Consider the following 24,173-nt stretch of genomic DNA (forward strand, 5'->3'; position numbering starts at 1 on the left):
TTATTTAGTTACTCCGGTATAAATATGAAGGCGCCAGTAGACTGGCGCCTTTATGGGTCAACTCCTCACAGGAGCCGAATGTGAAAGACTTACTTAAGTTTCTGAAAGCACAACACAAGACTGAAGAATTTGATGCAATCAAAATCGGTCTTGCTTCACCTGACATGATCCGTTCATGGTCTTTCGGTGAAGTTAAAAAGCCAGAAACCATCAACTACCGTACTTTTAAGCCTGAGCGTGACGGTCTTTTCTGTGCACGTATCTTTGGCCCGGTAAAAGACTACGAGTGTCTTTGTGGCAAATATAAGCGCCTGAAGCACCGTGGTGTTATCTGTGAAAAATGTGGTGTTGAAGTTACTCAGACCAAAGTACGTCGTGAGCGTATGGGTCACATCGAGCTAGCTTCACCTGTAGCCCACATCTGGTTCCTTAAGTCACTGCCATCCCGTATCGGTCTGTTAATGGACATGCCGCTACGTGACATCGAGCGTGTACTTTACTTCGAATCTTACGTAGTGATCGAACCGGGTATGACCAACCTTGAGCGTAGCCAGCTGCTGTCTGAAGAACAGTACCTGGATGCACTTGAAGAGTGGGGCGACGAATTCGACGCGAAAATGGGTGCAGAAGCGGTTAAAGCATTGCTGGCCAACATGGACCTGAATGCCGAAATCGAGCTGATGCGCGAAGAGCTAGATGAAACTAACTCTGAAACCAAGCGTAAGAAACTAACCAAGCGTCTTAAGCTTGTAGAAGCATTCCTGCAGTCAGGTAACAACCCAGAGTGGATGATCCTGTCTGTACTGCCAGTTCTGCCGCCGGATCTACGTCCGCTGGTACCGCTGGACGGTGGTCGTTTCGCAACTTCGGATCTGAACGATCTGTACCGTCGCGTTATCAACCGTAACAACCGTCTGAAGCGCCTTCTAGACCTGGCTGCTCCTGATATCATCGTACGTAACGAAAAACGTATGCTTCAGGAGTCTGTTGATGCATTGCTAGATAACGGTCGTCGTGGCCGCGCTATCACAGGTTCAAACAAGCGTCCTCTGAAATCTTTGGCTGACATGATCAAAGGTAAGCAGGGTCGTTTCCGTCAGAACCTACTTGGTAAGCGTGTTGACTACTCAGGTCGTTCTGTTATCACCGTAGGTCCATACCTGCGTCTGCATCAGTGTGGTCTTCCTAAGAAGATGGCACTTGAGCTATTTAAGCCATTCATCTACGGCAAGCTAGAGACTCGTGGTCTGGCGACAACGATCAAAGCTGCCAAGAAGATGGTAGAACGCGAAGAAGCGGTTGTTTGGGATATCCTGGACGAAGTGATTCGCGAACACCCAGTAATGCTTAACCGTGCACCAACACTGCACCGTCTAGGTATTCAGGCATTCGAACCAGTACTTATCGAAGGTAAAGCGATCCAGCTTCACCCACTAGTGTGTGCGGCCTATAACGCCGACTTCGATGGTGACCAGATGGCGGTACACGTACCTCTGACTCTGGAAGCACAGCTTGAAGCACGTGCACTGATGATGTCTACCAACAACATCCTGTCGCCAGCGTCTGGTGATCCAATTATCGTACCTTCTCAGGACGTTGTATTGGGTCTTTACTACATGACGCGTGAGAAAATCAACGCGAAGGGTGAAGGCATGTACCTTGCTGGACCTGCCGAGGCAGAGAAAGCATACCGTACTAAGAGCGCAGAGCTTCATGCTCGCGTTAAAGTACGCATCACAGAGCATCGCTATGACGAGCAAGGCAACCTGGTTGCTGATACTAAGCTTGTTGATACGACTGTGGGCCGTGCAATGCTATGGACGATCGTACCAAAAGGTCTTTCATACAGCTTGGTGAACACTGAAGCTCTGGGTAAGAAACAAATTTCTAAGCTGCTTAATACTTGTTACCGTGAACTGGGCATGAAAGATACCGTTATCTTCGCTGACCAGATCATGTACACAGGTTTTGCTTACGCGGCACTGTCTGGTGTTTCTGTTGGTATCGACGATATGGTTGTACCAGAAGCGAAATACACCAAGATCGCAGAAGCTGAAGCAGAAGTTGCTGAAATCCAGGAACAGTTCCAGTCTGGTCTTGTAACTGCCGGCGAACGATACAACAAAGTTATCGATATCTGGGCAACTGCCAACGAGCAGGTTGCTAAAGCGATGATGGATAACCTGTCTTTCGATACTGTTATTAACCGTGACGGTGAAGAAGAGCAGCAGAAATCGTTCAACAGCGTATACATGATGGCCGACTCGGGTGCTCGTGGTTCCGCCGCACAGATTCGTCAGCTAGCGGGTATGCGTGGTCTGATGGCTAAGCCGGATGGCTCAATCATCGAAACACCGATCACTGCGAACTTCCGTGAAGGTCTGAACGTACTACAGTACTTCATCTCTACTCACGGTGCTCGTAAGGGTCTTGCGGATACCGCACTTAAGACAGCGAACTCCGGTTACCTGACTCGTCGTCTGGTAGACGTTGCACAGGATGTAGTTATCACAGCAGACGATTGTGGTACGCATGCTGGTATCACCATGATGCCTCTGATCGAGGGTGGTGATGTTAAAGAGCAGCTGGGTGATCGCGTTCTTGGCCGTGTTGTTGCTGAAGACGTTATCAAGCCGGGTACAGACGAAGTACTTGCTCCACGTAACACGCTGCTTGATGAGAAGTGGTGTGAGATCCTGGAAGCAAACTCTGTTGACCAGGTGAAAGTACGTTCGGTAGTAACCTGTGAGAACGACTTCGGTTGTTGTAAGAACTGTTACGGTCGTGACCTGGCTCGTGGTCACTTGGTTAACCAGGGTGAGGCAGTGGGTGTTGTTGCTGCTCAGTCAATCGGTGAACCGGGTACACAGCTTACGATGCGTACGTTCCACATCGGTGGTGCGGCATCTGCAGCAGCTGCAGAAAACAGCATCCAGGTTAAGAACAACGGTTCTGTGAAGCTTCACAACGCTAAGTTCGTTACCAACAGCGAAGGCAAGCTAGTTATCACCTCTCGTGCGTCAGAAATGAGCGTTATCGATGAGTTTGGTCGTACCAAAGAAAACTACAAACTGCCATACGGTTCTCACCTGAGCAAAGGTGATGCTGCGGAAGTTAAAGCTGGCGAAGTTATCGCTAACTGGGACCCGCACACAATGCCTATCATCACTGAAGTGGCTGGTCGTGTTCAGTTCGTAGACCTGATTGATGGCGTTACTGTTTCTCGTCAGACTGATGAGCTAACAGGTCTGTCTATGATCACTGTACTAGACGCTGCAGAGCGTACCGGTGCAGGTAAAGACATGCGTCCTACCATCAAGCTTGTTGATGAGAACGGCAACGATGTAATGATCGCCGGCACTGAAATGCCAGCTCAGTACTTCCTGCCTGGTAAAGCAATCATCCAGCTTGAAGACGGTGCCATGGTTGGTATCGGTGATACGCTAGCACGTATCCCTCAGGCTTCTGGCGGTACTAAAGATATCACCGGTGGTCTGCCACGAGTTGCTGACCTGTTCGAAGCACGTAAGCCGAAAGAGCCAGCCATTCTTGCTGAAATCACGGGTACGGTTTCGTTCGGTAAAGAGACGAAAGGCAAGCGTCGCCTGATCATCACACCTGCCGAAGGCAACGCATACGAAGAAATGGTTCCTAAGTGGCGCCAGCTGAACGTATTCGAAGGTGAGAAGGTCGAGAAAGGTGATGTAATCGCCGATGGTCCAGAGGCTCCACACGATATTCTACGTCTACGTGGTGTACACGCAGTTGCAGAATACATCGTGAACGAAGTTCAGGAAGTTTACCGTCTACAGGGCGTTAAGATTAACGATAAGCACATTGAAACTATCGTTCGTCAGATGCTTCGTAAGGTAACGATCACAGCTTCCGGTGACTCTGAGTTCCTACCGGGTGAGCAGCTAGAGTACTCTCGCGTAACTATCGCAAACCGTAAGCTTGAAGCTGAAGGTAAGCTACCGGCTACGTACGAGCGTGATCTGCTTGGTATCACCAAAGCGTCTCTGGCAACTGAGTCGTTTATCTCGGCAGCATCGTTCCAGGAAACGACTCGCGTACTAACAGAAGCTGCGGTTTCTGGTAAGCGTGATGAGCTACGTGGCCTGAAAGAGAACGTAATCGTTGGTCGTCTGATCCCTGCTGGTACTGGTTTCGCCTACCACCAGGAGCGTCAGCGTCAGCGTGATGCAGAGCTAGAGCCTGTAGCACCTCAGGTTGATGCAGAGCAAGCGTCTCAGGATCTTGCAGCACTGCTAAATGCTGGCCTGACTGACGAAAACTAATAGGTTTCGTCTCTTGAGCTAAGCAATAAAAAGGCACCCAATAGGGTGCCTTTTTGTTTATGGGGCTAATTCGCTTGAGGTAGGTTGGTAAAAGCCACTATGTTATTGATATAAAAATCCCCAGTGTCAGCGAACACCGGGGATAGCAAGAGTTTCAGGGCAAGTGAGCGTGCAGGTGACTAGGGCATAGACACTCATAAGCACGCATAGGCCGCAGAGAGCTGTGGGCGAGACAGCGAGAATTAGCCGGACTGAACAGGCTTCGTTGCTGTCTAGGTCATTTCTGCGTTCATGCCTAGTGGGGTTTTACGCTCCCGGCGGACACGCTAAGCTTTCGCTGATTAGCTCAATCAGGTTATCTTCTAATGCAAATCGGAGTTCGATTAATTCGCCGACAGAAGACAAATCGTTGTCAAAGTCGGGAATATCACCCCCTTCATCGACAGAGCAGTAGCGATCGGTAAAATTCAGCAAAGGGTCGGTTGTCTGGGTGATTTGCGAATATAACCGCGAGATATCTTCGGTGGGTGAATAGCCGGTTGCATTCCAGCGCTCCATCACCATGTCGTAGATTTTGAAGTGGCCTTCGGAGATATAGTCGACAAGCTGTTGGCTGAAAAGTTGGAGTTGTGAAGCGGTTGGAAGCTGGCGTGTATTGTGTTCGAACGGGGGGAGCCCCGCTAACTTGCAATAGTCGATCAGTAATTGCTGACGGGACATCAGCCAGTGATCGATGACATCGCTGGTGCCGCCCCACTGTTTCTGTACTTGCTCGAATTTACTTAACATGACCATGCCCTCATGATCGATCAGTACCGACACAAGGGCACTGATTTCGATACCTGTGAAACTCTTAAAAAAGAGAACCTTGTATGACGGATCAATAATCCGTTACTAGGTTTAGATTGCCAGTAAAAAGCAAACCCTGCAAGGATGGATGTGACATTGATGTTAAAAAAACAAGAATTAGCGTATTGGTGTATAGTTAAAAATCGTAAGTTATATTTGATTAATCATACACTTCCCCTGATGACTCCTGCCCAGATAGGGGGAAATAGCGAACAGGCGCGCCATATTGGCGAGTATCACAAAAAGCCAGTTTATTGGCTGGAAGCCACTGAAAATTATAAGGAAGAGGATTTTTATTCTCAAAGGGAATTGTTGAACCTCGACAGTACTCTCTTCAATTTGGCAGGCAAAGCGACGCAACTTTCCCACATGCTGCACACTCAGGCTTATTGTTCTGCCTGCGGTGAGCGTTGCAAGTTGGCATCAACGGAGTTGGCCATGGTGTGCCAGGGCTGTCAGGCGCATCACTATCCGCGCTTATCTCCCTGCGTTATCGTTGCGGTGCGTAACCGGGACAAAATCCTGCTGGCTCAGCACCCGCGACATAAGACCGGCATGTACACGGTGATCGCCGGGTTTGTCGAGGCCGGAGAAACGCTGGAGCAGTGTGTGGCCAGGGAGGTCGAAGAGGAAACAGGGATCACCGTCAAAAATATTCGTTACTTCGGCAGCCAGCCCTGGGCTTTTCCGTCAAACCTGATGATGGGCTTTCTGGCGGACTATGACAGCGGTGAGCTGAAGCCCGATTATGAAGAGCTGAGTGATGCTATCTGGGCGACGAAAGATCAACTGCCGGCACTGGCTCCGGAAGGAACTATTGCCAGGGCATTGATTAATCATTCTTTATCGTTGATGGCTGAACGGTAGGATAAAAAAACCCTCCTAAGTGGAGGGGTAAGGTGCAGTTATTTGCTCTCGACGAGCAAAGTCATTGTTATTATTGCTAGCGCGCAGATTTTGTACCATGGGAGCCCAGTGAGTCGCAAACCTAGTGAACAGATTGTTGCTGTAAACATGATCTGCTTAACAATTGGGCTCTTTTGTTGCTGTCATGGAGTGATACAATACGCCGCAGAATTAACCCATGGAGTCCAGAATGAGCGAATTAAAGAATGACCGCTACCTACGTGCGCTGTTGAAGCAACCGGTAGATTGCACACCGGTATGGATGATGCGTCAGGCAGGCCGTTATCTGCCAGAGTATCGTGCTACACGTAGTGTTGCTGGTGACTTCATGTCGCTATGTAAAAATGCCGAGCTGGCGAGTGAGGTAACTCTTCAGCCACTGCGCCGTTTTCCGCTGGATGCTGCAATTCTGTTCTCAGATATTCTGACTATCCCAGATGCGATGGGGCTGGGGCTGTACTTCGAAACGGGTGAAGGCCCTAAGTTCGAGCGTCCGATCACCTGCAAGGCCGATGTCGATAAAATTGGCTTGCCGGATCCGGAAGGCGAGCTGCAGTACGTAATGAATGCCGTTCGTCAAATCCGTAAGGATCTTCAGGGCGAGGTGCCGCTCATTGGTTTCTCTGGCAGTCCGTGGACACTGGCCACCTATATGGTTGAAGGTGGAAGCTCTAAAGCCTTCACTAAGATCAAAAAGATGATGTATGCCGAGCCAGCGACACTGCACCTGTTGTTAGATAAGCTGGCTGACAGTGTTGTCGAGTACCTGAATGCCCAGATCAAGGCCGGTGCGCAGTCAGTGATGGTATTTGATACCTGGGGTGGTGTTCTGACGCCGCGTGACTACAACGAGTTCTCGCTGCGCTACATGCATAAGATTGTCGATGGCCTGATCCGTGAAAACGACGGTCGCCGTGTTCCTGTGACGCTGTTTACCAAGAACGGTGGCATGTGGTTGGAGCAGATCGCAGCAACGGGCTGTGATGCAGTAGGCCTTGACTGGACCATCAATATTGCTGATGCCAAACGTCGTGTCGGTGACAAAGTGGCCCTGCAGGGGAATATGGACCCGTCTATCCTGTATGCTCAGCCAGAGCGTATCCGTCAGGAAGTCGCGACAATTCTGGAAGGCTATGGCGACGAGGGAACCGGTCACGTGTTCAACCTTGGTCACGGTATTCACCTGGATGTGCCGCCTGAAAATGCCGGTGTATTTGTGGAAGCGGTACACGAGCTGTCCAAGCCGTATCATAAATAATGCAGGTGCGGGCTCCTAGTGGCGAGTTTCTAGGAAGAGCGTGAAGCAAAAATTAAGGGCCCATGCAGTTAACTGTGTGGGCTTTTCTTATTGGATCCTAGGAAAAGCTGGCCCTAGGTTCAGGGAAGAGCAAGAGCCTGATGAACTGTTGAGGCTCGGTGACCTTGCTTGCCAGAACTTGTTTTTTCTCGCCACTCTCTTCTCAATACTTGAATCTACCCCTTCGCAAGCCCGATCTGCTGGTGGACGTAATCCCGGATGTACGGTACCACCTCTTCTTCAAACCATGGATTGCGCTTGAGCCACAGAGTATTGCGGGGAGAAGGGTGAGGCATAGGAATGTACCGGGGAGCCCACTGGCACCATGCCTTTACCGTCTCGGTCAGTGTTTTGGGTTTGTTGGTCAGATAGCGCTGCTGGGCATATTGGCCGACCAATAACGTCATGCCGACATTGGGTAGCAATGGCCACACTTTCGGATGCCATTGCGGCGCACACTCAGGTCTAGGCGGGAGATCGCCCGACTTTCCTCTGCCCGGGTAGCAGAGCCCCATCGGCATGATGGCTATTTGGGCCGGATCGTAAAAGGTGTCGCGGTCGAGCTCGAGCCATGCCCGCAGGCGGTTGCCACTTGGGTCGTTCCACGGGATCCCGGTCTCATGGACGCGCGTTCCCGGTGCCTGACCAACAATCATAAGCTTCGCTGTCGAGGCTGCCTGGATGACCGGACGTGGTCCGAGGGGAAGATGATCCTTGCAGATCTCGCACTGGCGGATTTGATCCAGCAGGTTATCAAGTTGTTGAACTGCCATAACGGTTGCCTGTAGTGACTAATAGCCTCGTTTAAAATCAACTTGGTACATCATCGGTTGTTGTTGGATATACCGTCGATAGTTTGCCGCAAATATCTCGAACACCTGCTCAGGAAAGCTCTCTGCGGCGATATGGGGGGTAATCGTTATGTTTGGGTGTTGCCAGAAAGTATGCTGCTTATCTAACGGCTCCTGCTTGAATACATCAAGGTAGGCATGGGTTACACAGCCTTGCGCGATGGCGTTCAGCAACCCCTGCTCGCATACCGCATTACCTCGTCCTACGTTAAACAGTAGTGTACTTCTGCAATGGCTCAAGGTCTTGGCATTGAGGAGATTATTGGTGTCAGCCGTCGCGGGAAGGGTCGAGACGAGAATATCTGCCAGCGCCAGCCCTTCAATCAGCCGGGAGAGTGGATAGACGTGGTCGAAGCTCGTTTCTTGCGAACGGCCCGAACGATTGATACCGATGACTTCAAGACCAAGGGTCTTGGCAACCCGGGCCAGGTGTGAGCCGATAGATCCGGTGCCCAGAATGACCAGGGTTCTTTGGGCAAGTGAAGAATATGGAAGCGGCCGCCATTGGTGTCTGGATTGTTGTTGACGGTACTGGCTGAGATGGCGGGTATGATCCAGGGTATACCCCATGACATACTCGGCAATCAACTGGCCGAAGTGGCCCCGGATATTGGTTAGGGTGTAGTCCTGCCGGATGTCCGGCCGGGTCAGCGCATCAATGCCCGCAAAGGTAGACTGCAGCCATATCAGCGCCGGGTAATCTTCGAGCTTGTCGGCAATGCGGGGGGGATCGGCCAAAATGACGGTGGCGTGCTCAGGGTTTTCGGTTATTTCGAGATCAGGTAGCTGAGCCCGGGTGAGCAACTGTCGGTAAGCCTTCTCCTGCCGTGCCACAATCAATAACTGGTTCATTCCTTTATCCTTGTTTGCTGACAATATTTACCTGCCGTGTCGCAGTGGGCGATATGCCGATATTGGTGTCGCTTGATGTTGAAGTGGTCTGGCTATACAAGTACACTTCGGGGCAAATCACAATCGCAGATTATCCCATGCTAAAGAATCCTGTTCAGCTTCGCCTAGAAAAATTAGAACCATGGCAACACATCACCTTTATGGTCTCCCTGTGTGAACGCATGTACCCCAACTATGCACTGTTCTGCCGAGAAACTGAATTTGCCGATGAGCAGAAATATCGCTCAATTCTTGACAGTATCTGGGAAATTCTGACGGTCAAAACGGCGAAGATTAATTTCGAAAAGCAGCTGGAGAAGCTGGAAGAGCTGGTTCCTAGTGCCGATGAGCATGATCTTTACGCGGTTAATCCTGCAATTGATGCCTGTGTCGCATTGGCAGATCTGCTTCATGCGATGCTGGATCGTGACTTGATGCTGGAAACACTGACGAAGCTGAGTTCGCTGTCAGCGGAAACGGTGGCAGATTTGGAATTTGCCCAGAGCGGCATCGAGATCACCAACGAGAACCAGAAAGAGAATGAAGCGGTCTGCGCAGAGTGGGATATGCAGTGGGCGATCTTCCGAGCGCTGAAGGAAGCCGAGCGTCGCGACATTGAGTTGATTAAAGACTTGCGACAAGAATTACGCGATGAGCCTGTCAGCAATATCGGCATTGAGCTGTAAGCGATTATACTTAATTGAGAAAGGGCCCGTCAGGGCCCTTTTTTGTATTTTCCTGCCGAGCAGTGAAAAGGCACAGTGCGGCCTGCTGGGAGATGTAACCGTGATGTAAAGTTATAAAGCCCAAAAGTCGATTTCTTTTGTGGTTGTTTGTGCTTTTAATTAGAGAGATGTTGGTCAATATCACTTATTTTGTTTTTTGGCTTGTATTGTCTGACTGCTGCCGTTTATAACAAAGGTGTCGCGGAAAACGCTTTGGTTTTCCTATTTTTTTACCTGTCAGCTAGGACGAGTTATGCCTGTATCAGCTATCAATCGTGCTGTTTACTGCAATGGTTTCAAGGCCGTTGCGGCTAGCCTGCTCCTCCTGCTCTCTCTGGGTCTTATCCGGGGCTGACAGGCCGTATCTCATTTTTCCTGTCAGCTTGAAGCGAAGCTGACAGGTCCATATTCTCGCCCGAATTCACCTTAGTTTCCTTCAAGCGACTGCTGAAGAGGATAACTATGTTAAGTGCACGTAATATCGCCGCCTTGGGTTTTATGACTTTCGCCATGTACCTTGGCGCCGGCAACCTGATCTTCCCTCCGTTTCTTGGCTTGCAGGCTGGAGAGCATTTTGCTGCCGGTATGGCCGGGTTCTTGCTGACCGGGGTCGGTCTGCCAGCACTGGCCTTGGTGATAGTGGCACTGGTAAAAGGTTCAGACAACCTGACCGCTGCACTGCCAAAGCCTGCAGCAACCAGTTTTTGGGTGATGGTCTTTATCGTAATAGGGCCGGCATTTGTGATCCCGAGGGCGATCACCGTGGCCTATCAGTTTAGCTTTGCGCCTTTTATCGGCGAAGCCGCCCTTTTGCCATTCACCGCTTTCTTCTGCCTTGCAGTTATCATGTTTGCCCTGTATCCCGGCAAATTAGTCGATACGCTAGGTAAGTGGCTGACCCCTGTGCTGGTGGTGATTTTGACCGTGTTGGCAGCCACCGCCTTATTGTCTCCCGGTGGTGATGTCCTAGCGGCATCTGGTCCTTATCAAGACAAAGCTTTTGCCGAAGGCCTGACTCAGGGTTACATGACAATGGATGCATTGGGCTCGATTGGCTTTGGTTGGATTATCTTCCGCGCTATTCGTGAAATGGGCGTGGAATGTCCGAAGGCTACTGCTAAATACACCCTGATGGCTGCAGTCATGTACGCGGTAGCTATGGCATTGGTGTATTTGTCGCTGGCCTATATCGGCTCGACCAGTGCTGATTTGGGTACGTCTTTTGGTAACGGTGGCGAGATTCTAACGGCGTTCACCCTGGTCAACTACGGTGCCTTGGGCAGTGTCTTGCTGGGCGCGGTGATGATTCTGGCTTGCCTGACTACTGCAATCGGGGTGACAACCGCAGGCAGTGAGTTCTATAGCAGGACGTTCCAGCCAGTCACCTACCAGCGCAGTGTGTGGGTGACAATGCTGGTCGCCGGGCTGGTGGCTAATCTTGGCTTGGAGCAGTTACTGGCTATTACTTTGCCGGTTGTGGTTGCCTTGCACCCGGTTGCGATAGCACTGTTATTGATTGCGCCACTTCGCCGCCGTTTGACGACATCGGCTGTGATGGCTGCAGTGGTCACTGCGTTGGGTTTTGGCTGTGTGGATGCCTTGCATATCCTCGGCAAGATGCCGGCAGGGATTGATGCCTGGTTAGTACAATACTTGCCGCTTTATAGCGATTATGCCGGATGGGTGATACCAAGCATGGTGGTGATTGCTTTAGGTGTGATGAGAAATCGGTTTCCACGCTCAGAGCTAGCGTTGCAACCGTAAACTAAGCGACCGACAGCTTTGCAGAAAAACAAAGGGGCCATTGGCCCCCTTGTTTATGATGGCGTGTGATCACTCATCGTCTTTGCTTTCAATCACACCGTGAGTCTTCTTCCAGGCCTCCCAGCGCTGGTAGGCCAGCTGCTGCATGTCGGTGTTCTTGTCGGCTTCATCGACAATCTCCTCGCCGACGAGGTGCTCGAAAATATCTTCCATGGTCACAATGCCCTGCACGGTACCGTATTCGTCAACGACCAGAACCAGCTGCGAGCGCTCTTTCATCAGCTGCTCAAAAGCTTTTGGCACACTGGCGTTGTTCATGATCACCGGGATAGGGCGCATCAGGGTACCCAGCTCGCGGTGGCCGCGGCCGGCCTGGCTTTCGGCAAACAGTTCAAGCCGATGAGCGAAGCCGATAATATTGTCTTTTTGCTCGCTGAATACCAGCGGACGGGAGAACGGGCTGTCTTTGTGCTCGGACAGGAACTCGTTGATCGGCTGTTCGGCATCGACCCTGAACAGCACCGGACGTGGTGTCATGATCTTGGTCACGCTGACATCACGGAACTGGAGCAGGTTAGTCATGATTTTAGACTCGCCTTCCGCCAGCTCGCCGGATTCTTTGGCCAGCATGGCCATGGCAGACAGCTCGTCACGTAGCTTGGGCGCTTCATGCCCGCGGGAAAGGCGACGGGTTATTTGTTCCGACACCCAGACAAACGGAGTCAGCGCCCATACCATCCAGCGGAGCATGCTGGCCGAAGCCGGTGCCAGCTGGCGCCAATAGGTCGCCCCGATGGTTTTCGGAATGATTTCTGAAAATAGCAGGATACCGATAGTCAGAACGCCGGAAAATACACCCAGCCACTGGCTGCCGAACACGACGGCTGCCTGGGCTCCGGCGGTTGCAGCTCCGATGGTGTGGGCAATGGTATTTAAGGTCAGGATCGAGGCCAGCGGGCGATCGATATTGTCTTTCAGGGCAGCTAGTCGAGGAGCTGCCGGGTGGTTCTGCTGGCGCAGAGTACCGATATAACTTGGCGAAATACTAAGGAGCACGGCTTCGAGCACCGAGCAAATAAACGAAACACCTATCGCAATCGTGATGTAAATCGTAAGGAGTAGCATGCTTACCTTGTCAGCTAATAAGGAAATTACGCCTATATTAATTGGTGCTCTAGGGAATAAATACAACTATTTCATTTTTCGGATTGGTAACATTTTGTGAACTTGCGCTCAGTTTATGGTTAAAGAGCCCGCACCTAACCACATGATAGCCGACAAACCTTTGCCACACGGGCTTCTTTTGAATTAGAGTTGATGCGTCTGAAGAAAAACCTTAGAAGGGAAACCTAATGAACAAGACCCAACTTATTGACCTGATCGCTGAAAAAGCAGATCTTTCTAAAGCTCAAGCGAAAGTAGCACTAGAGTCAACTCTAGACGGTATCACTGACGCGCTTAAGGAAGGTGACCAGGTTCAACTAATTGGCTTTGGTACATTTAAAGTAAACCACCGCGCAGCACGCACTGGCCGCAACCCGCAAACTGGTCAGGAAATCCAGATTGCAGCTGCGAACGTTCCTGCATTCGTAGCGGGTAAAGCACTGAAAGACTCAGTGAAATAATCTATACTCCGCCAGGTGATTCACCTGGCGGAGCTATTGTTATGAAACGTCTTCTTCCTTTTTTTCTTATCTCGCTCCTGGCTGGATGTGAAACTACCGCTGTTCCCGAAAATACCATCACCCCTATTCTGACACATACTGGCGGCCAGACGATGGGCGATGCGACGTCACTGTACTGGTACACCTCGCAGCAAAACCGTCCGGTGAAGCTGGCCGAAGTGGTGACAGCCGGAGACTACGGCCAATACCAATCTGATTATCGCTGGCGTGACGGCAAGTTACGCGAGATCAAGCGTGAGGGAACTCGGTTGTACGAGAACACCCTTAAGCCCTTTAGCCTTCATGTTCGCTATGACACCCAGGGAAGCGCGGTCTTTCAGCGCTACTCCGTAGACGGGGCTGTTCTGCCATTGTCTGACTCTCAGCTCTACCAGCTAACCCAGCAGGCCAAGAATGCCATCCGTGTTGTCAGAGAGCAGCGCAAAGACGGCCTGTCTCTGATACAGGGGTACTGGCAGGGGAATCGTCTGACACGTTGTGGAACGGACAAGCCGGTGGCGATGAGCTTTGACCCGGCCTTGCCCGAGTTTACCGCCCGGCAGCTTAGCCAACAGGGGCAGAACCGTTTTATCGCGGTATCCGGCAAGGTGCGCCGCGAGAGTATCGAGGCAAGCCAGCTGCTGATGCTGACTGGTGACGGCAAGCAATGTATCGCTCCTCCTGTCTTGCTCGGCAATTAAGCCCTGACTCTTGTTTGTTCTCCTACGGGAGGCGAAACAAAAAACGCGCTGAGTCAGCGCGTTTTTTATTTCTGGATATCGAAGGGGGCGTTATGCCTGTTGCTCGCGCTCTATCGCACGGTAACCGATGTCATTGCGATGGAACATACCATTCCAGCTTACCTGTTTGGTCAACGCATAGGCGCGTTGCTGGGCTTCTGAGACCGTATTACCAAGTGCCGTGGCACAAAGCACTCGGCCGCCGTTTGTCACCAGCTCACCTTCTGGGTTATTCGCCGTGCCGGCATGGAAGATTTTTTGACCGTCAGCCTGTTCTGCAGGAAGGGTGATCACGTCGCCCTTGTCATAGTCAGCCGGGTAGCCTCCAGCAGCCAGTACCACGCCGATTGAAGCGCGCGGGTCCCACTTAGACTCAGCCTGATCAAGCTTCTCGTCAATCGCCATGAGGCAAAGGTCGACCAGATCCGACTCCATACGCATCATGATTGGCTGGGTTTCCGGATCGCCGAAGCGACAGTTGTACTCGATGACCTTCGGGGTACCGTCAGCGGCAATCATCAGGCCGGCATAAAGGAAACCGGTATACGGGTGGCCTTCTGCATCCATACCACGTACCGTTGGATAGATAACCTCTTCCAGAATACGCTCATGAATCTCAGGCGTGACGACAGGAGCTGGTGAGTAGGCACCCATGCCCCCGGTATTCGGGCCTGTATCTTTATCACCCACACGCTTGTGATCCTGGCTGGTGGCCATTGGCAGCACGCTTGCGCCGTCGACCATCACGATGAAGCTGGCTTCTTCGCCTTCCAGGAACTCTTCGATAACTACACGGCTGCCGGCTTCACCGAAGACGTTACCTGCCAGCATGTCTTTAATCGCATCTTCCGCTTCTTCAAGGGTCATCGCGACAATGACGCCTTTACCAGCGGCTAAACCATCGGCTTTCACCACGATAGGCGCACCTTGCTCACGTACATAAGCCAGGGCCGGTTCGATTTCGGTGAAATTAGCGTATGAACCTGTTGGGATCTTATGGCGAGCCAAAAAGTCCTTGGTAAATGCTTTGGAGCCTTCCAGCTGAGCGGCAGCCTGTGTCGGACCGAAGATTGGCAGGCCGGCCTCGCGGAAAGCATCGACAACGCCGATGACCAGTGGAGCTTCAGGGCCAACGATGGTCAGCTCGATGGCTTTCTCCTTGGCAAAGGCAACCAGGGCGGCAATATCCTCAACGCCGATAGCAATGTTTTCCAGTTTTGGCTCCAGTGCCGTACCGGCGTTGCCCGGCGCCACATATACAGTCTCAACATTTGGGTTTTGCGCTGCTTTCCAGCCTAGCGCGTGTTCACGGCCGCCGGCGCCTATGATTAATACGTTCATAATATTTCCTTTGATTACTCCTCCCCTTTTTAAGGGGAGGTTGGGAGGGGTTAAGGTAGCGAGCGCTTCAAACCCCCTCTAACTCCCCCTTGAAAAGGGGGAGAACCAAAAAATTAGTGGCGGAAGTGGCGCATGCCGGTAAAGATCATCGCCATGCCGTGCTCGTCGGCGGCGTCAATCACTTCCTGGTCGCGCATCGAGCCGCCCGGCTGGATCACGCACTTAATGCCTGCTTCGGCCGCTGCATCAATACCGTCGCGGAACGGGAAGAAGGCATCGGATGCCATTACACTACCGGCAACTTCCAGATTTTCGTCGGCGGCCTTGATACCGGCAATTTTCGCCGAGTACACACGGCTCATCTGGCCGGCACCGACGCCGATAGTCATATTGCCTTTGGCGTAGACAATTGCGTTAGATTTAACGTACTTGGCGACTTTCCAGCAGAATAGGGCATCACGTAGTTCTTCGTCGCTAGGCTGACGCTTGGAAACCACTTTCAGGTCGTCCTGGCTAACCATACCCTGGTCACGGTCTTGCACCAGCAGGCCGCCGTTAACGCGCTTGACGTCAAAGTCTGTAGTCTTGGCTGACCACTGGCCGCACTCTAGCAGGCGAACGTTTTTCTTCGCTGCAACAACGTCGATGGCGGCTTTTGAAACAGAAGGTGCGATGATCACTTCCACGAACTGACGCTCGACAATCGCCTGTGCGGTTTCGGCATCCAGTTCCTGGTTGAAGGCAATGATGCCGCCAAAGGCTGATGTCGGGTCCGTCTGGTAAGCACGGTTGTAGGCTTCAAGAATGTTGTCGCCCAGTGCCACACCACAAGGGTTGGCGTGTTTGACGATGACACAGGCTGGCTGGTCGAATTCTTTCACACACTCAAGCGCAGCATCGGTATCAGCGATGTTGTTGTAGGACAGGGCTTTGCCCTGGATTTGGCGCGCTGTAGACACAGAGGCTTCTTCCGGGGTTGCTTCTACATAGAAAGCTGCGGCCTGGTGACTGTTCTCACCATAGCGCATGTCCTGCTTCTTCTCGAACTGCTGATTGAAGGTACGTGGGAATTTACTTTTGTTTTCAGGAGAAGGTTCATCCCCTTCCTTGTTGTCACCGTATGACGGCACCATGGTACCGAAATAGTTGGCGATCATGCCGTCATAGGCGGCGGTGTGCTCAAAGGCGGCGATAGCAAGATCAAAGCGGGTAGCATGGGTCAGAGAGCCGCTGTTGGCTTCCAGTTCGGCCAGAACGCGGTCATAGTCATGGGCATTAACCACAATGGTGACATCTTTGTGGTTTTTCGCCGCCGAGCGAACCATGGTCGGGCCGCCGATATCAATATTTTCAACCGCGTCTTCCAGCGTACAGCCTGCCTTGGCCACTGTCTGGGCAAATGGATACAGGTTTACCACCACCATATCGATCGGATCGATACCGTGTTGAGTCATGATCTCATCGTCCTGGCCGCGGCGACCCAGAACGCCACCGTGTACTTTCGGGTGAAGTGTCTTGACCCGGCCGTCCATCATTTCCGGGAAGCCAGTATAATCTGATACTTCGGTGACCTTGATACCTTGCTCGGCAAGCAGGCGAGCTGTACCGCCAGTAGAAAGGATGTCAACACCACGGTTGGCAAGAGCTTGTGCGAACTCAACAATACCAGTTTTGTCAGATACGCTGATCAGCGCACGGCGAATAGGACGAGCGTTTTCCATTGCTACCATCTCTTTTATACACGGGGAATATTTGCCAAAATCCAACACAAGGATGGTGCTGGATTTTGGTAAATACCCTCATTAGAATCGAAGAGTGCCAGCTCTCGGGTAAGGGCTGTGATTTTTGTCGCTGGTGCATATATTACATGAAATCCGACATCACGCAAACGTTTGCGCGGTGTGTTTTACGATGTTTACCGCAGGTGTTGGTATTTATAGAGAAATGGGTTGGGTATGTATTTGATAGGACAGCTGGCAAAGCTGTGTGACGTCAGTAGCGACACATTAAGGTTTTATGAGAAAAATGGCCTGCTTAAGCCTGCGGGCCGCAGCGACAGCGGGTATCGCCTCTACAGTGAGGCTGATTTGTCACGGGTCAAGTTTATTATGCGCTCCAAGGCCGTTGGCCTGAGCCTGGATGAAATTCGGGAACTGCTGGATATTCGGCTCGAAGCCTGCCAGCACAGCTGTGCGGAGGTCAAAGCCATTACCCAGGCGAAACTGGATGAAGTCGACAAGAAAATGGCGGAGCTCAAGCGCATTCGCCTGGCCCTGAAGAAAATCAACGATGCCTGCTGCGGGCATGTCGATGACGATGCCAGTCATTGCTCTATTCTCGAGGCGCTGGGGGATCATGATGACGAGCCAGACAAATCTGATCCAAGTATTCAGTGCTGCTCAGGGCGCTGCAAAGGAGAGTAACCAGTCCGGTTATATCTGGTTGGGAAAGCAGAGAAACTGTGATAATTTCGAATTATCACGTAGTTATTGATAGGGAATGTCATGTTAAAGGTAAATGAATACTTTGATGGTCAGGTGAAGTCGATTGGCTTTGAAACCCAGGGTGAGCACACTAGTGTCGGGGTCATGGTGCCGGGCGAATATACTTTCGGGACTGCCGCGCCGGAGCGTATGACGGTCGTCAAAGGCGCGCTAACGGTGAAGCTGCCGGGGCATATCGAGTGGGAAACCTACAATGCCGGTGATGATTTCGAGGTACCGGGCGATTCGTCCTTCCAGGTCAAAGTCACGGACACGACGGCTTACCTGTGCGACTACCTTTAAGTTGTTATACCTGTTATTGAGATAAAAAAGCTTCGCCTCGGCGAAGCTTTTTTGATGATGCTATTGTTTCGGGATCAGTACGGTATCGATGATATGAATAATACCGTTGCTGGCCTCAATACCACCGGCAATGACCTTGGCACCGTTGACGGTAACGCTATTCTCGCCATTTTCGATGGTGACAGTTCCTCCCTCCAGAGTCTTGGGCAGTTTCAGCATGCCGACTTCTTTGGAAGAGATGGCGCCAGGCAGGACATGATACTTGAGCAGGGCCTGGAGTTGGTCTTTGTTTTCAGGTTTGAGCAGCTCGGCCAGCGCCCCTTCTGGCAGTTTGTTGAAGGCATCGTCGGTCGGCGCCAGAATGGTAAACGGTCCTTTCCCTTCCAGCGTGCCGCTCAAGCCTGATGCACGTATTGCCATCACCAGCGTCTGGAAGTCGCTGTTGGTGGCAGCAACTTCAACCAGGTTGATCTTTGGTTTTTCGTGATGAGTGGCAACGGCCAGGCCTGATAGGGTGAGCAGGAATAAAGCACTCAGTGAATAGGAAAGAAAGCGTTGTACTGTCTTCATTGGTTAACCCTCATTGTTATTGCTTGGTTGTTATCAGAGCTTTATACGTACAAAGAGGGAGTATGGTTCACGGAAGAAGGTGTGTTGTCTTAAAAACAGAAAAGGCCTGACACGAGGTCAGGCCTTTGACAGTTCGGGGTGAACCAAAATTAGTTCATGCCGTATTTCCATTTTTCTTGTTTTTCTTAGTCTCAAATTATCTTGATTAGTTTAGCTAATCCCTTTCATATCAACGCTTTTTATGCGTATTGTGTCGTTCTTTGTCCAGCAGTATCTTAGTTTGTATATTAGAATGTGTGGGTTTAACTGTGGGTTTCATTTCCATGGATAACCCCCAAAAAAGGCTAAGGTATGGCGTTAACAGACTCAAAACTCAAAGCCTTAAATGGCAAGAAACACGATAAATCACCTATCAAGTTGGCCGACCGAGATGGTCTTTCTGTTTATCACCGAAAGACTGGTACGTTGAGTTTCGTCTTTCGATATCGATACAACGGTAAGCCGCAGGATTTGGCTTTAGGTACATACCCTGTGATGAGCTTAGCCAAAGCTCGGGAGCAGGTTGTTGAGTGCCGAGTAATGTTAACTGATGGGTATAACCCAAAAGTCCAACGCCAGCTAAAGAAAGATATTCAGTTACAGGCGGTAACGGTACGTGATGCCCTGGAATATTGGCTTGAGAATTACGCAGCGAAGAACCGAGCCAACCATGAGAAGCACCGGGCACAGTTTAATCGGCATGTAATACCATTTATTGGCCACTTGCCGCTTGAACATTGTGAGACTCGGCATTGGGTCAAAGTATTCGATGATATCTCTAATGGTACTCACTATAGGGCAGCGCCCAAGGCCGCAGGTTATATCTTACAAAATTGTAAGCAGGCTTTGAGGTATTGCCGTGTACGTCGTTTTGCCGTTTCTAACGCTTTGGATGATTTGACCATAGCTGATGTTGGTGAGCATCAGAACAAAAGGGATCGTGTTCTTTCATGGTCTGAGTTGATGGACGTGTGGAGTTGGGCTCAGGATACCAAACACAATTGGTATTACCGTCAGCTTGTTTACTTGTTGGTAGTGTTTGGAGCAAGAACGCAGGAAGTGCGTCTATCAACTATTGATGAATGGAATCTTGATACTGGTTTATGGACAGTACCCAAAGCAAACAGCAAGACTGATTCACAAATTGTTCGTCCAATACCTAATGAGTTAAAACCATTTATTCAATCCCTTATTGAGCAATCAGAAACAGGTTACTTACTTGGTGAGTTAAAACGCCCTGAAGCTGTTAGCTGTTGGGGCGGGTCGCTTTGTAAAAAGCTGGGGCACGTTGAGTCCTGGACACTTCATGACTTACGCCGAACATTCGCAACGATTCTAAATGACATGGAAGTAGAGCCTTATGTTGTTGAACAACTATTAGGTCACTCTCTTGGAGGTGTGATGGCGATCTATAACCGTTCTCAGCATATCGAAAAGAAGCGAGTCGCGTTAAACCTTTGGCTGACAAAGCTAACGAGAAATGAATTTTGTACTGTCGTAAATTTTAGGTAGGCCAGGTATGAGTCGGATATTGATCAAATCACAAAAAGGGTATGTCCCTGATGAGCTGGATTCTTACTTAGAGGAGATTGGTGTGGGGTATTACCTTAATGAAAAGTTAGTAGAAGCGGAGTCTGCCATTGAAAACATACTGTCGTCCGAAGCCAAGTTAACTGATTTTGATGATTCTGATTTTGAGAAAAGGCTGGAGCATATAGAGTGCGAAGCTAGCCGTCTAATTCTTGAGGGAGAAGTGGATGTTGATGATATTAATGATGATATTGACACTATACGGTCATGCGTCAAAGCGATAAGGCCATCTTTGAAAGCAATCAAGCCAATATTTGATGAGCCAGAAAATGTCATTTTAAACGAAATGCTAAATATAGCTTTTGCTCTTGGTAAAAACGTAGAACGGTTCAACCTTGCTTGTAACCTTGAAGAAATTATCCAAAAGGCCGTGCAGAGAGAGGCAGCATCTATTAGTCAAAGGAAAACTGGTTTATTGAATGTGAAGTACCAGTGTAAGGATGATGTTCAATCTATTGCTAGTCAGACGCTTAGTACTTATCCCTTAATTTCAAGACGAAGTTTGGCCATAAAGCTTGCTGGACACTTAGCCTCAGAGGGGATTGATGCCCCAGGTATACCTTACTTAAAAGAGTGGGTTAAGGAAGTAGATACCCGACCAGAAGGTTATAAGACCAAACGTTCATTTAAGTACGATTTGGTCTTGAAGCCCAGTCAATAACGCCACGTCCGTAATGAATGGTATATACATACCATTCATTACGAGGGCCTCACATGATTATAGTCTCCCTTAGATAAATCAAGGCGCAATTAGCTCATTGCGTTTACTTGTTTTTTATGAGGAGAGACAGAAATGAACGATTTTAAGCTGCTGAGCATTACCGATGTTTGTAAGTTGATTAATAAGGATCGCAGAACCCTTTGGGTTTGGGTCCGTGAAGGCAAGTTCCCCCAACCTCTCAAGATGAATGGTCGAACAATTGGCTGGAAGACTGAAACGTATACTCAGTGGTTGTCTGAGCTTGAGGGGGCAGAATGAGCATGATTTACAGAGATGAGTGCTCAGATCTTGGATTGCCTGAGCCAAAGATTGGGGAAAAACAAATTCATTACGTGATTAGAGCCATGCTCAATGGTCACAGGCTTGATACTCGAATGTGCCGTTATATTGGCATTGGTAATCTTCATAGCTTGGTGTCGGCTTTAACCAAGTTAAAGCTGAGCTTTAGCTTGAAGCATGAAACGGTTGCGTGTCCAAAGACAAAGAAAGTGTTATCACATCCCGTTGATGTGATTTGGATGACGCCTGAACAGATTGAAGATTACTGGTCAAAGAAAAAGGCTTAGAACATTAGTCCTAAGCCCTCTCAGCTGGTGGTTAGTCTCGGCAAAGTCAGGCCGCCAGCTCATAAGGGATAATAGATGATTTTAAGAAAATCGAAAGAGCTATCGCTCCTTATGGGAGGCGTATATGAATTTTGATGATATACGCCAGAACCTAAGAGGTAATGAATTTGAGTCCCTTAAAGCTTTAGGGGTAATTGTACCCCCTAGGGCAAATCAAGGGGGAGTCTGTCCTAACTGTGGTGGCCATGACCGTTTTTCATGGATTACCAGTGATGGAAGGTGGCTTTACAATTGTCGTCACTGCGGGGGAGGCGATTGCTTTAACTTAGTTACTAAACTTTGCGGAAATAATCCAAAGAAAGCAGCAGAAGTACTAATAGGAACAGCCAATCTTCAACCACGAAGAGAGCAAGTCTACAGCCATAATCAACTCGATAATAACCAAGGAAATATCAAAGCAGAAAAGCAGGCCAAGGCAGTATGTTTAGCACAATCAATCTGGGAGTCTAGATTTACAAGGACGGACCATTACTATCTAGAAAGCCGTGGAATACAAAATTTTGAAGTGAATGTCCTATCAGATGCCGTTACTACTGGCGGGGTATTGTTTGATGCTGGCTCAATTGTAATTCCCCTATTCGATGGAGATAAGCTAGTTAATGTTCAGCTCATCAACGATTGTGGAGATAAGCGGTATCTTAAAGATGGCAAAAAAAGAGGCTGTAGTCATACCTTGTTAGCAGAGAGTCCTACTGAGATCTATGTATGCGAAGGATATGCTACGGCGATAACGGTATGGCTTGCCTTGGAAAAACAGCAGCTAGTTGTCGTTGCGTTTGATGCTGGAAATATTCCCAATGTGGCTGATTCACTGCGAGAGCTTAAACTGCCACTTGTATTCATGGCTGATAATGACAAAGTAGGGATAGATAAGGCAAAACAAGCTGCGATTGATAATGAGCTGGTACTAAGCCCGCCATTTAAGCCGGGAGAGCAAGGAACTGATTGGGATGACTACCGTCAGCTTGGCTATGACGTAGCTAAGGCGATAGCTGAAGCAAAGCAACCAGCGAGTAGTACTAGCGGGGAAATGGTTATTGCTGCTGGTTCTTTAAGTTTCCCTGATTTAAACAGTAATGCCAAACCTATTGGTACATGTGCCAACCTTGCGGCACTAGTAAATCATCTCGGCTACATTCCGGCTCAGAATGCGATGAACTTAGAGCTTGAGATGCTCAAAGATGGCAAACCTGTTGATTCTAGCTTGGAGTCAAAGCGAAGTTACTTGATTAGTGAATGTCTGAAGTCAGGGCTACCTAAGTCAGTAATTGATGATCATTTGATGGCACTGTGTGAACGTAATAAGTACCACCCTGTAAAGGCATATCTGGATAATGAAGTATGGGATGGTATCAAACGCATCGATAGCCTCATTGAAGCAATGAATCCCAAGGATATGAGGATAGCCAAGGCCGTAATGACAAAGTGGCTTGTAGCTTGTGTAGCGGCGCTATATGAGAGTCACTTTAGCTGTAAAATCGTTCCAATCCTACAAGGTGGGCAGTCATTTAAAAAGACAGCATTTATCAGTCGGTTTGCTAATGTTATCCCTGGTTCATTTTTAGAGGGGGCGGAGTTAAATCCGGATAATAAAGATTCCTTGTTGAGCTGTATAAAGTCATGGATTGTTGAGCTCGGTGAGTTGGAGCGAACATCTAAAAATAGCCAAGGAAGCTTAAAGGCGTTTATTACAAAAGCCAATGATAGTGTTCGACCTCCCTATGGGCGTTCAGACATAAAGAAGATGCGTCAAACTACATTGATAGCCACAGTCAATGGCACTGAGTTTTTGAGAGATGAAACGGGCTCAAGCCGATATGCCGTCATAGAGTTAGAGAAAGCCATAGATATGGTAACGGTCAACCACCTTCTAGGATGGGAATACCAAGATGGTAGGACTACACATATTGCCCCGGACAAATTAAAGCAGCTCTGGCTTGAGGCTAAATCCATGTATGAGAATGGTGCGTCATGGGAGCTGTCAGCAAGTGAGCTTGATGCTATTGCGAAGGTGAACCAGCAACATAACTTTAAAGGTAATTGGTATGAGGTACTAGAAGGCCGCTTTGTTGATGTTGATATGGAGCATCGCCATTTTGAGTGGATGAAAGCTTCTGAAATTTGTAGCTACTTTGATATTGCCAATAATCATGTTCGTATGGTCGGTAAGGCTTTGAAAATGATGGCAGAGGATGGATTGCTTGAAGTAAAAAAGGGAAGAGCTAGAAGTACTCATTATAGGATTCCCGTTATTTCAGAGAAGTAATTGAATTGGAGGTTTTAAGGCTTAATCGTTGGCGGGGCCGTTTCTAGCGTGCTTTTTCTATAAAGGGGGTGACAGACCCATCAGCTGTATTAGTTCATACACGAACTGACACTATGGCAGGTACGATTCGACCTGATCTAACACTTTACCTGCCATTTTCTAACTCATTTATGCCCGTGCGACCTGAAGTCGTATGAAGCGTTGTTCACCGCTTAATGAGTGAACCATCTGTATCACCAGATGAACCTA

General features: G+C 49.5%; 21 protein-coding genes. 14 read left to right on the forward strand and 7 right to left on the reverse strand.

The features are described from left to right. Positions 1-80: 80 nt before the first annotated feature. Entirely contained in the window at positions 81-4,298 is a 4,218-nt protein-coding gene (rpoC, locus tag BIT28_RS10410; RefSeq protein ID WP_075763493.1) for a DNA-directed RNA polymerase subunit beta', read from the forward strand. Between the two features lie 306 nt (positions 4,299-4,604). Here rpoC and BIT28_RS10415 read toward each other — a convergent pair whose 3' ends face one another. After that, positions 4,605-5,087, reverse strand: a complete 483-nt coding sequence (locus tag BIT28_RS10415; RefSeq protein ID WP_075763510.1) for an Rsd/AlgQ family anti-sigma factor — start codon at positions 5,085-5,087, stop codon at positions 4,605-4,607. Between the two features lie 159 nt (positions 5,088-5,246). On the opposite strand from BIT28_RS10415, the gene nudC reads away from it, so the two are divergent. Then, positions 5,247-6,014 carry an NAD(+) diphosphatase gene (nudC, locus tag BIT28_RS10420; protein WP_075763511.1) on the forward strand — a complete coding sequence of 256 codons (768 nt, stop codon included), beginning with the start codon at positions 5,247-5,249 and terminating at the stop codon, positions 6,012-6,014. Between the two features lie 229 nt (positions 6,015-6,243). Beyond that, a complete protein-coding gene (hemE, locus tag BIT28_RS10425) occupies positions 6,244-7,311 on the forward strand; it encodes a uroporphyrinogen decarboxylase (protein WP_075763494.1) in 1,068 nt (355 codons plus the stop codon). Positions 7,312-7,526: 215 nt separating this feature from the next. Here the strand turns inward: hemE and BIT28_RS10430 are convergent, their stop codons facing one another. Both BIT28_RS10430 and BIT28_RS10435 read right to left on the reverse strand, forming a co-directional pair. Next, entirely contained in the window at positions 7,527-8,123 is a 597-nt protein-coding gene (locus BIT28_RS10430) for a uracil-DNA glycosylase family protein (RefSeq protein WP_075763495.1), read from the reverse strand. Positions 8,124-8,141: 18 nt separating this feature from the next. Next, a complete protein-coding gene (locus BIT28_RS10435) occupies positions 8,142-9,053 on the reverse strand; it encodes a D-2-hydroxyacid dehydrogenase (RefSeq protein WP_075763496.1) in 912 nt (303 codons plus the stop codon). 137 nt (positions 9,054-9,190) lie between these two features. On the opposite strand from BIT28_RS10435, the gene BIT28_RS10440 reads away from it, so the two are divergent. Together BIT28_RS10440 and brnQ are read left to right on the forward strand one after the other, a co-directional pair. Beyond that, the gene (locus tag BIT28_RS10440; RefSeq protein ID WP_075763512.1) at positions 9,191-9,778 is read left to right on the forward strand and encodes a YjaG family protein; all 588 of its coding nucleotides are present in this window, start codon (positions 9,191-9,193) and stop codon (positions 9,776-9,778) included. A 501-nt stretch (positions 9,779-10,279) separates the two neighbouring features. Continuing rightward, a complete protein-coding gene (brnQ, locus tag BIT28_RS10445) occupies positions 10,280-11,581 on the forward strand; it encodes a branched-chain amino acid transport system II carrier protein (protein ID WP_075763497.1) in 1,302 nt (433 codons plus the stop codon). A 69-nt stretch (positions 11,582-11,650) separates the two neighbouring features. On the opposite strand, the gene BIT28_RS10450 is transcribed toward brnQ, so the two are convergent. Continuing rightward, positions 11,651-12,706, reverse strand: coding sequence for a CNNM domain-containing protein (locus BIT28_RS10450; RefSeq protein ID WP_075763498.1), 1,056 nt, complete (start codon positions 12,704-12,706; stop codon positions 11,651-11,653). Between the two features lie 227 nt (positions 12,707-12,933). Here BIT28_RS10450 and hupA point away from each other — a divergent pair, with 227 nt between their 5' ends. Both hupA and BIT28_RS10460 read left to right on the forward strand, forming a co-directional pair. After that, complete coding sequence (gene hupA / locus BIT28_RS10455) at positions 12,934-13,206, forward strand: nucleoid-associated protein HU-alpha (RefSeq protein ID WP_039458747.1); 273 nt, start codon at positions 12,934-12,936, stop codon at positions 13,204-13,206. Positions 13,207-13,247: 41 nt separating this feature from the next. Next, the gene (locus BIT28_RS10460; RefSeq protein ID WP_075763499.1) at positions 13,248-13,946 is read left to right on the forward strand and encodes a DUF1481 domain-containing protein; all 699 of its coding nucleotides are present in this window, start codon (positions 13,248-13,250) and stop codon (positions 13,944-13,946) included. A 90-nt stretch (positions 13,947-14,036) separates the two neighbouring features. Here BIT28_RS10460 and purD read toward each other — a convergent pair whose 3' ends face one another. Next, positions 14,037-15,326 carry a phosphoribosylamine--glycine ligase gene (gene purD, locus BIT28_RS10465; protein ID WP_075763500.1) on the reverse strand — a complete coding sequence of 430 codons (1,290 nt, stop codon included), beginning with the start codon at positions 15,324-15,326 and terminating at the stop codon, positions 14,037-14,039. A 113-nt stretch (positions 15,327-15,439) separates the two neighbouring features. Further along, positions 15,440-17,047: a bifunctional phosphoribosylaminoimidazolecarboxamide formyltransferase/IMP cyclohydrolase gene (gene purH / locus BIT28_RS10470; RefSeq protein WP_075763501.1), complete on the reverse strand. Its 1,608-nt coding sequence runs from the start codon at positions 17,045-17,047 to the stop codon at positions 15,440-15,442. Positions 17,048-17,281: 234 nt separating this feature from the next. Between purH and zntR the strand changes: the two genes are divergently transcribed. Beyond that, positions 17,282-17,749 carry a Zn(2+)-responsive transcriptional regulator gene (gene zntR / locus BIT28_RS10475; protein WP_075763502.1) on the forward strand — a complete coding sequence of 156 codons (468 nt, stop codon included), beginning with the start codon at positions 17,282-17,284 and terminating at the stop codon, positions 17,747-17,749. An 81-nt stretch (positions 17,750-17,830) separates the two neighbouring features. Continuing rightward, the gene (gene ppnP / locus BIT28_RS10480; RefSeq protein WP_075763503.1) at positions 17,831-18,112 is read left to right on the forward strand and encodes a pyrimidine/purine nucleoside phosphorylase; all 282 of its coding nucleotides are present in this window, start codon (positions 17,831-17,833) and stop codon (positions 18,110-18,112) included. A gap of 60 nt (positions 18,113-18,172) precedes the next feature. Here ppnP and BIT28_RS10485 read toward each other — a convergent pair whose 3' ends face one another. After that, on the reverse strand, positions 18,173-18,682 hold the full coding sequence (locus tag BIT28_RS10485; protein ID WP_075763504.1) for a fasciclin domain-containing protein: 510 nt from the start codon (positions 18,680-18,682) through the stop codon (positions 18,173-18,175). 351 nt (positions 18,683-19,033) lie between these two features. On the opposite strand from BIT28_RS10485, the gene BIT28_RS10490 reads away from it, so the two are divergent. From BIT28_RS10490 to BIT28_RS29510, 5 genes are all read left to right on the forward strand, one after another. Continuing rightward, positions 19,034-20,233: a tyrosine-type recombinase/integrase gene (locus tag BIT28_RS10490; protein WP_075763505.1), complete on the forward strand. Its 1,200-nt coding sequence runs from the start codon at positions 19,034-19,036 to the stop codon at positions 20,231-20,233. Between the two features lie 7 nt (positions 20,234-20,240). Next, positions 20,241-20,972, forward strand: coding sequence for a hypothetical protein (locus BIT28_RS10495; RefSeq protein WP_075763506.1), 732 nt, complete (start codon positions 20,241-20,243; stop codon positions 20,970-20,972). Positions 20,973-21,104: 132 nt separating this feature from the next. After that, complete coding sequence (locus BIT28_RS10500) at positions 21,105-21,290, forward strand: helix-turn-helix transcriptional regulator (RefSeq protein ID WP_075763507.1); 186 nt, start codon at positions 21,105-21,107, stop codon at positions 21,288-21,290. After that, positions 21,287-21,598, forward strand: a complete 312-nt coding sequence (locus tag BIT28_RS10505) for a hypothetical protein (protein ID WP_075763508.1) — start codon at positions 21,287-21,289, stop codon at positions 21,596-21,598. The genes BIT28_RS10500 and BIT28_RS10505 overlap by 4 nt, the downstream gene beginning before the upstream one ends. Positions 21,599-21,722: 124 nt before the next feature. Continuing rightward, positions 21,723-23,924 (forward strand): VapE domain-containing protein, encoded by a 2,202-nt coding sequence (locus tag BIT28_RS29510; protein ID WP_175577515.1) that lies wholly within the window; start codon positions 21,723-21,725, stop codon positions 23,922-23,924. The last annotated feature ends 249 nt before the right edge of the window (positions 23,925-24,173 follow it).

It is taken from the genome of Photobacterium proteolyticum, from assembly GCF_001939735.1.
Classification (GTDB): Bacteria; Pseudomonadota; Gammaproteobacteria; order Enterobacterales; family Vibrionaceae; genus Photobacterium; species Photobacterium proteolyticum.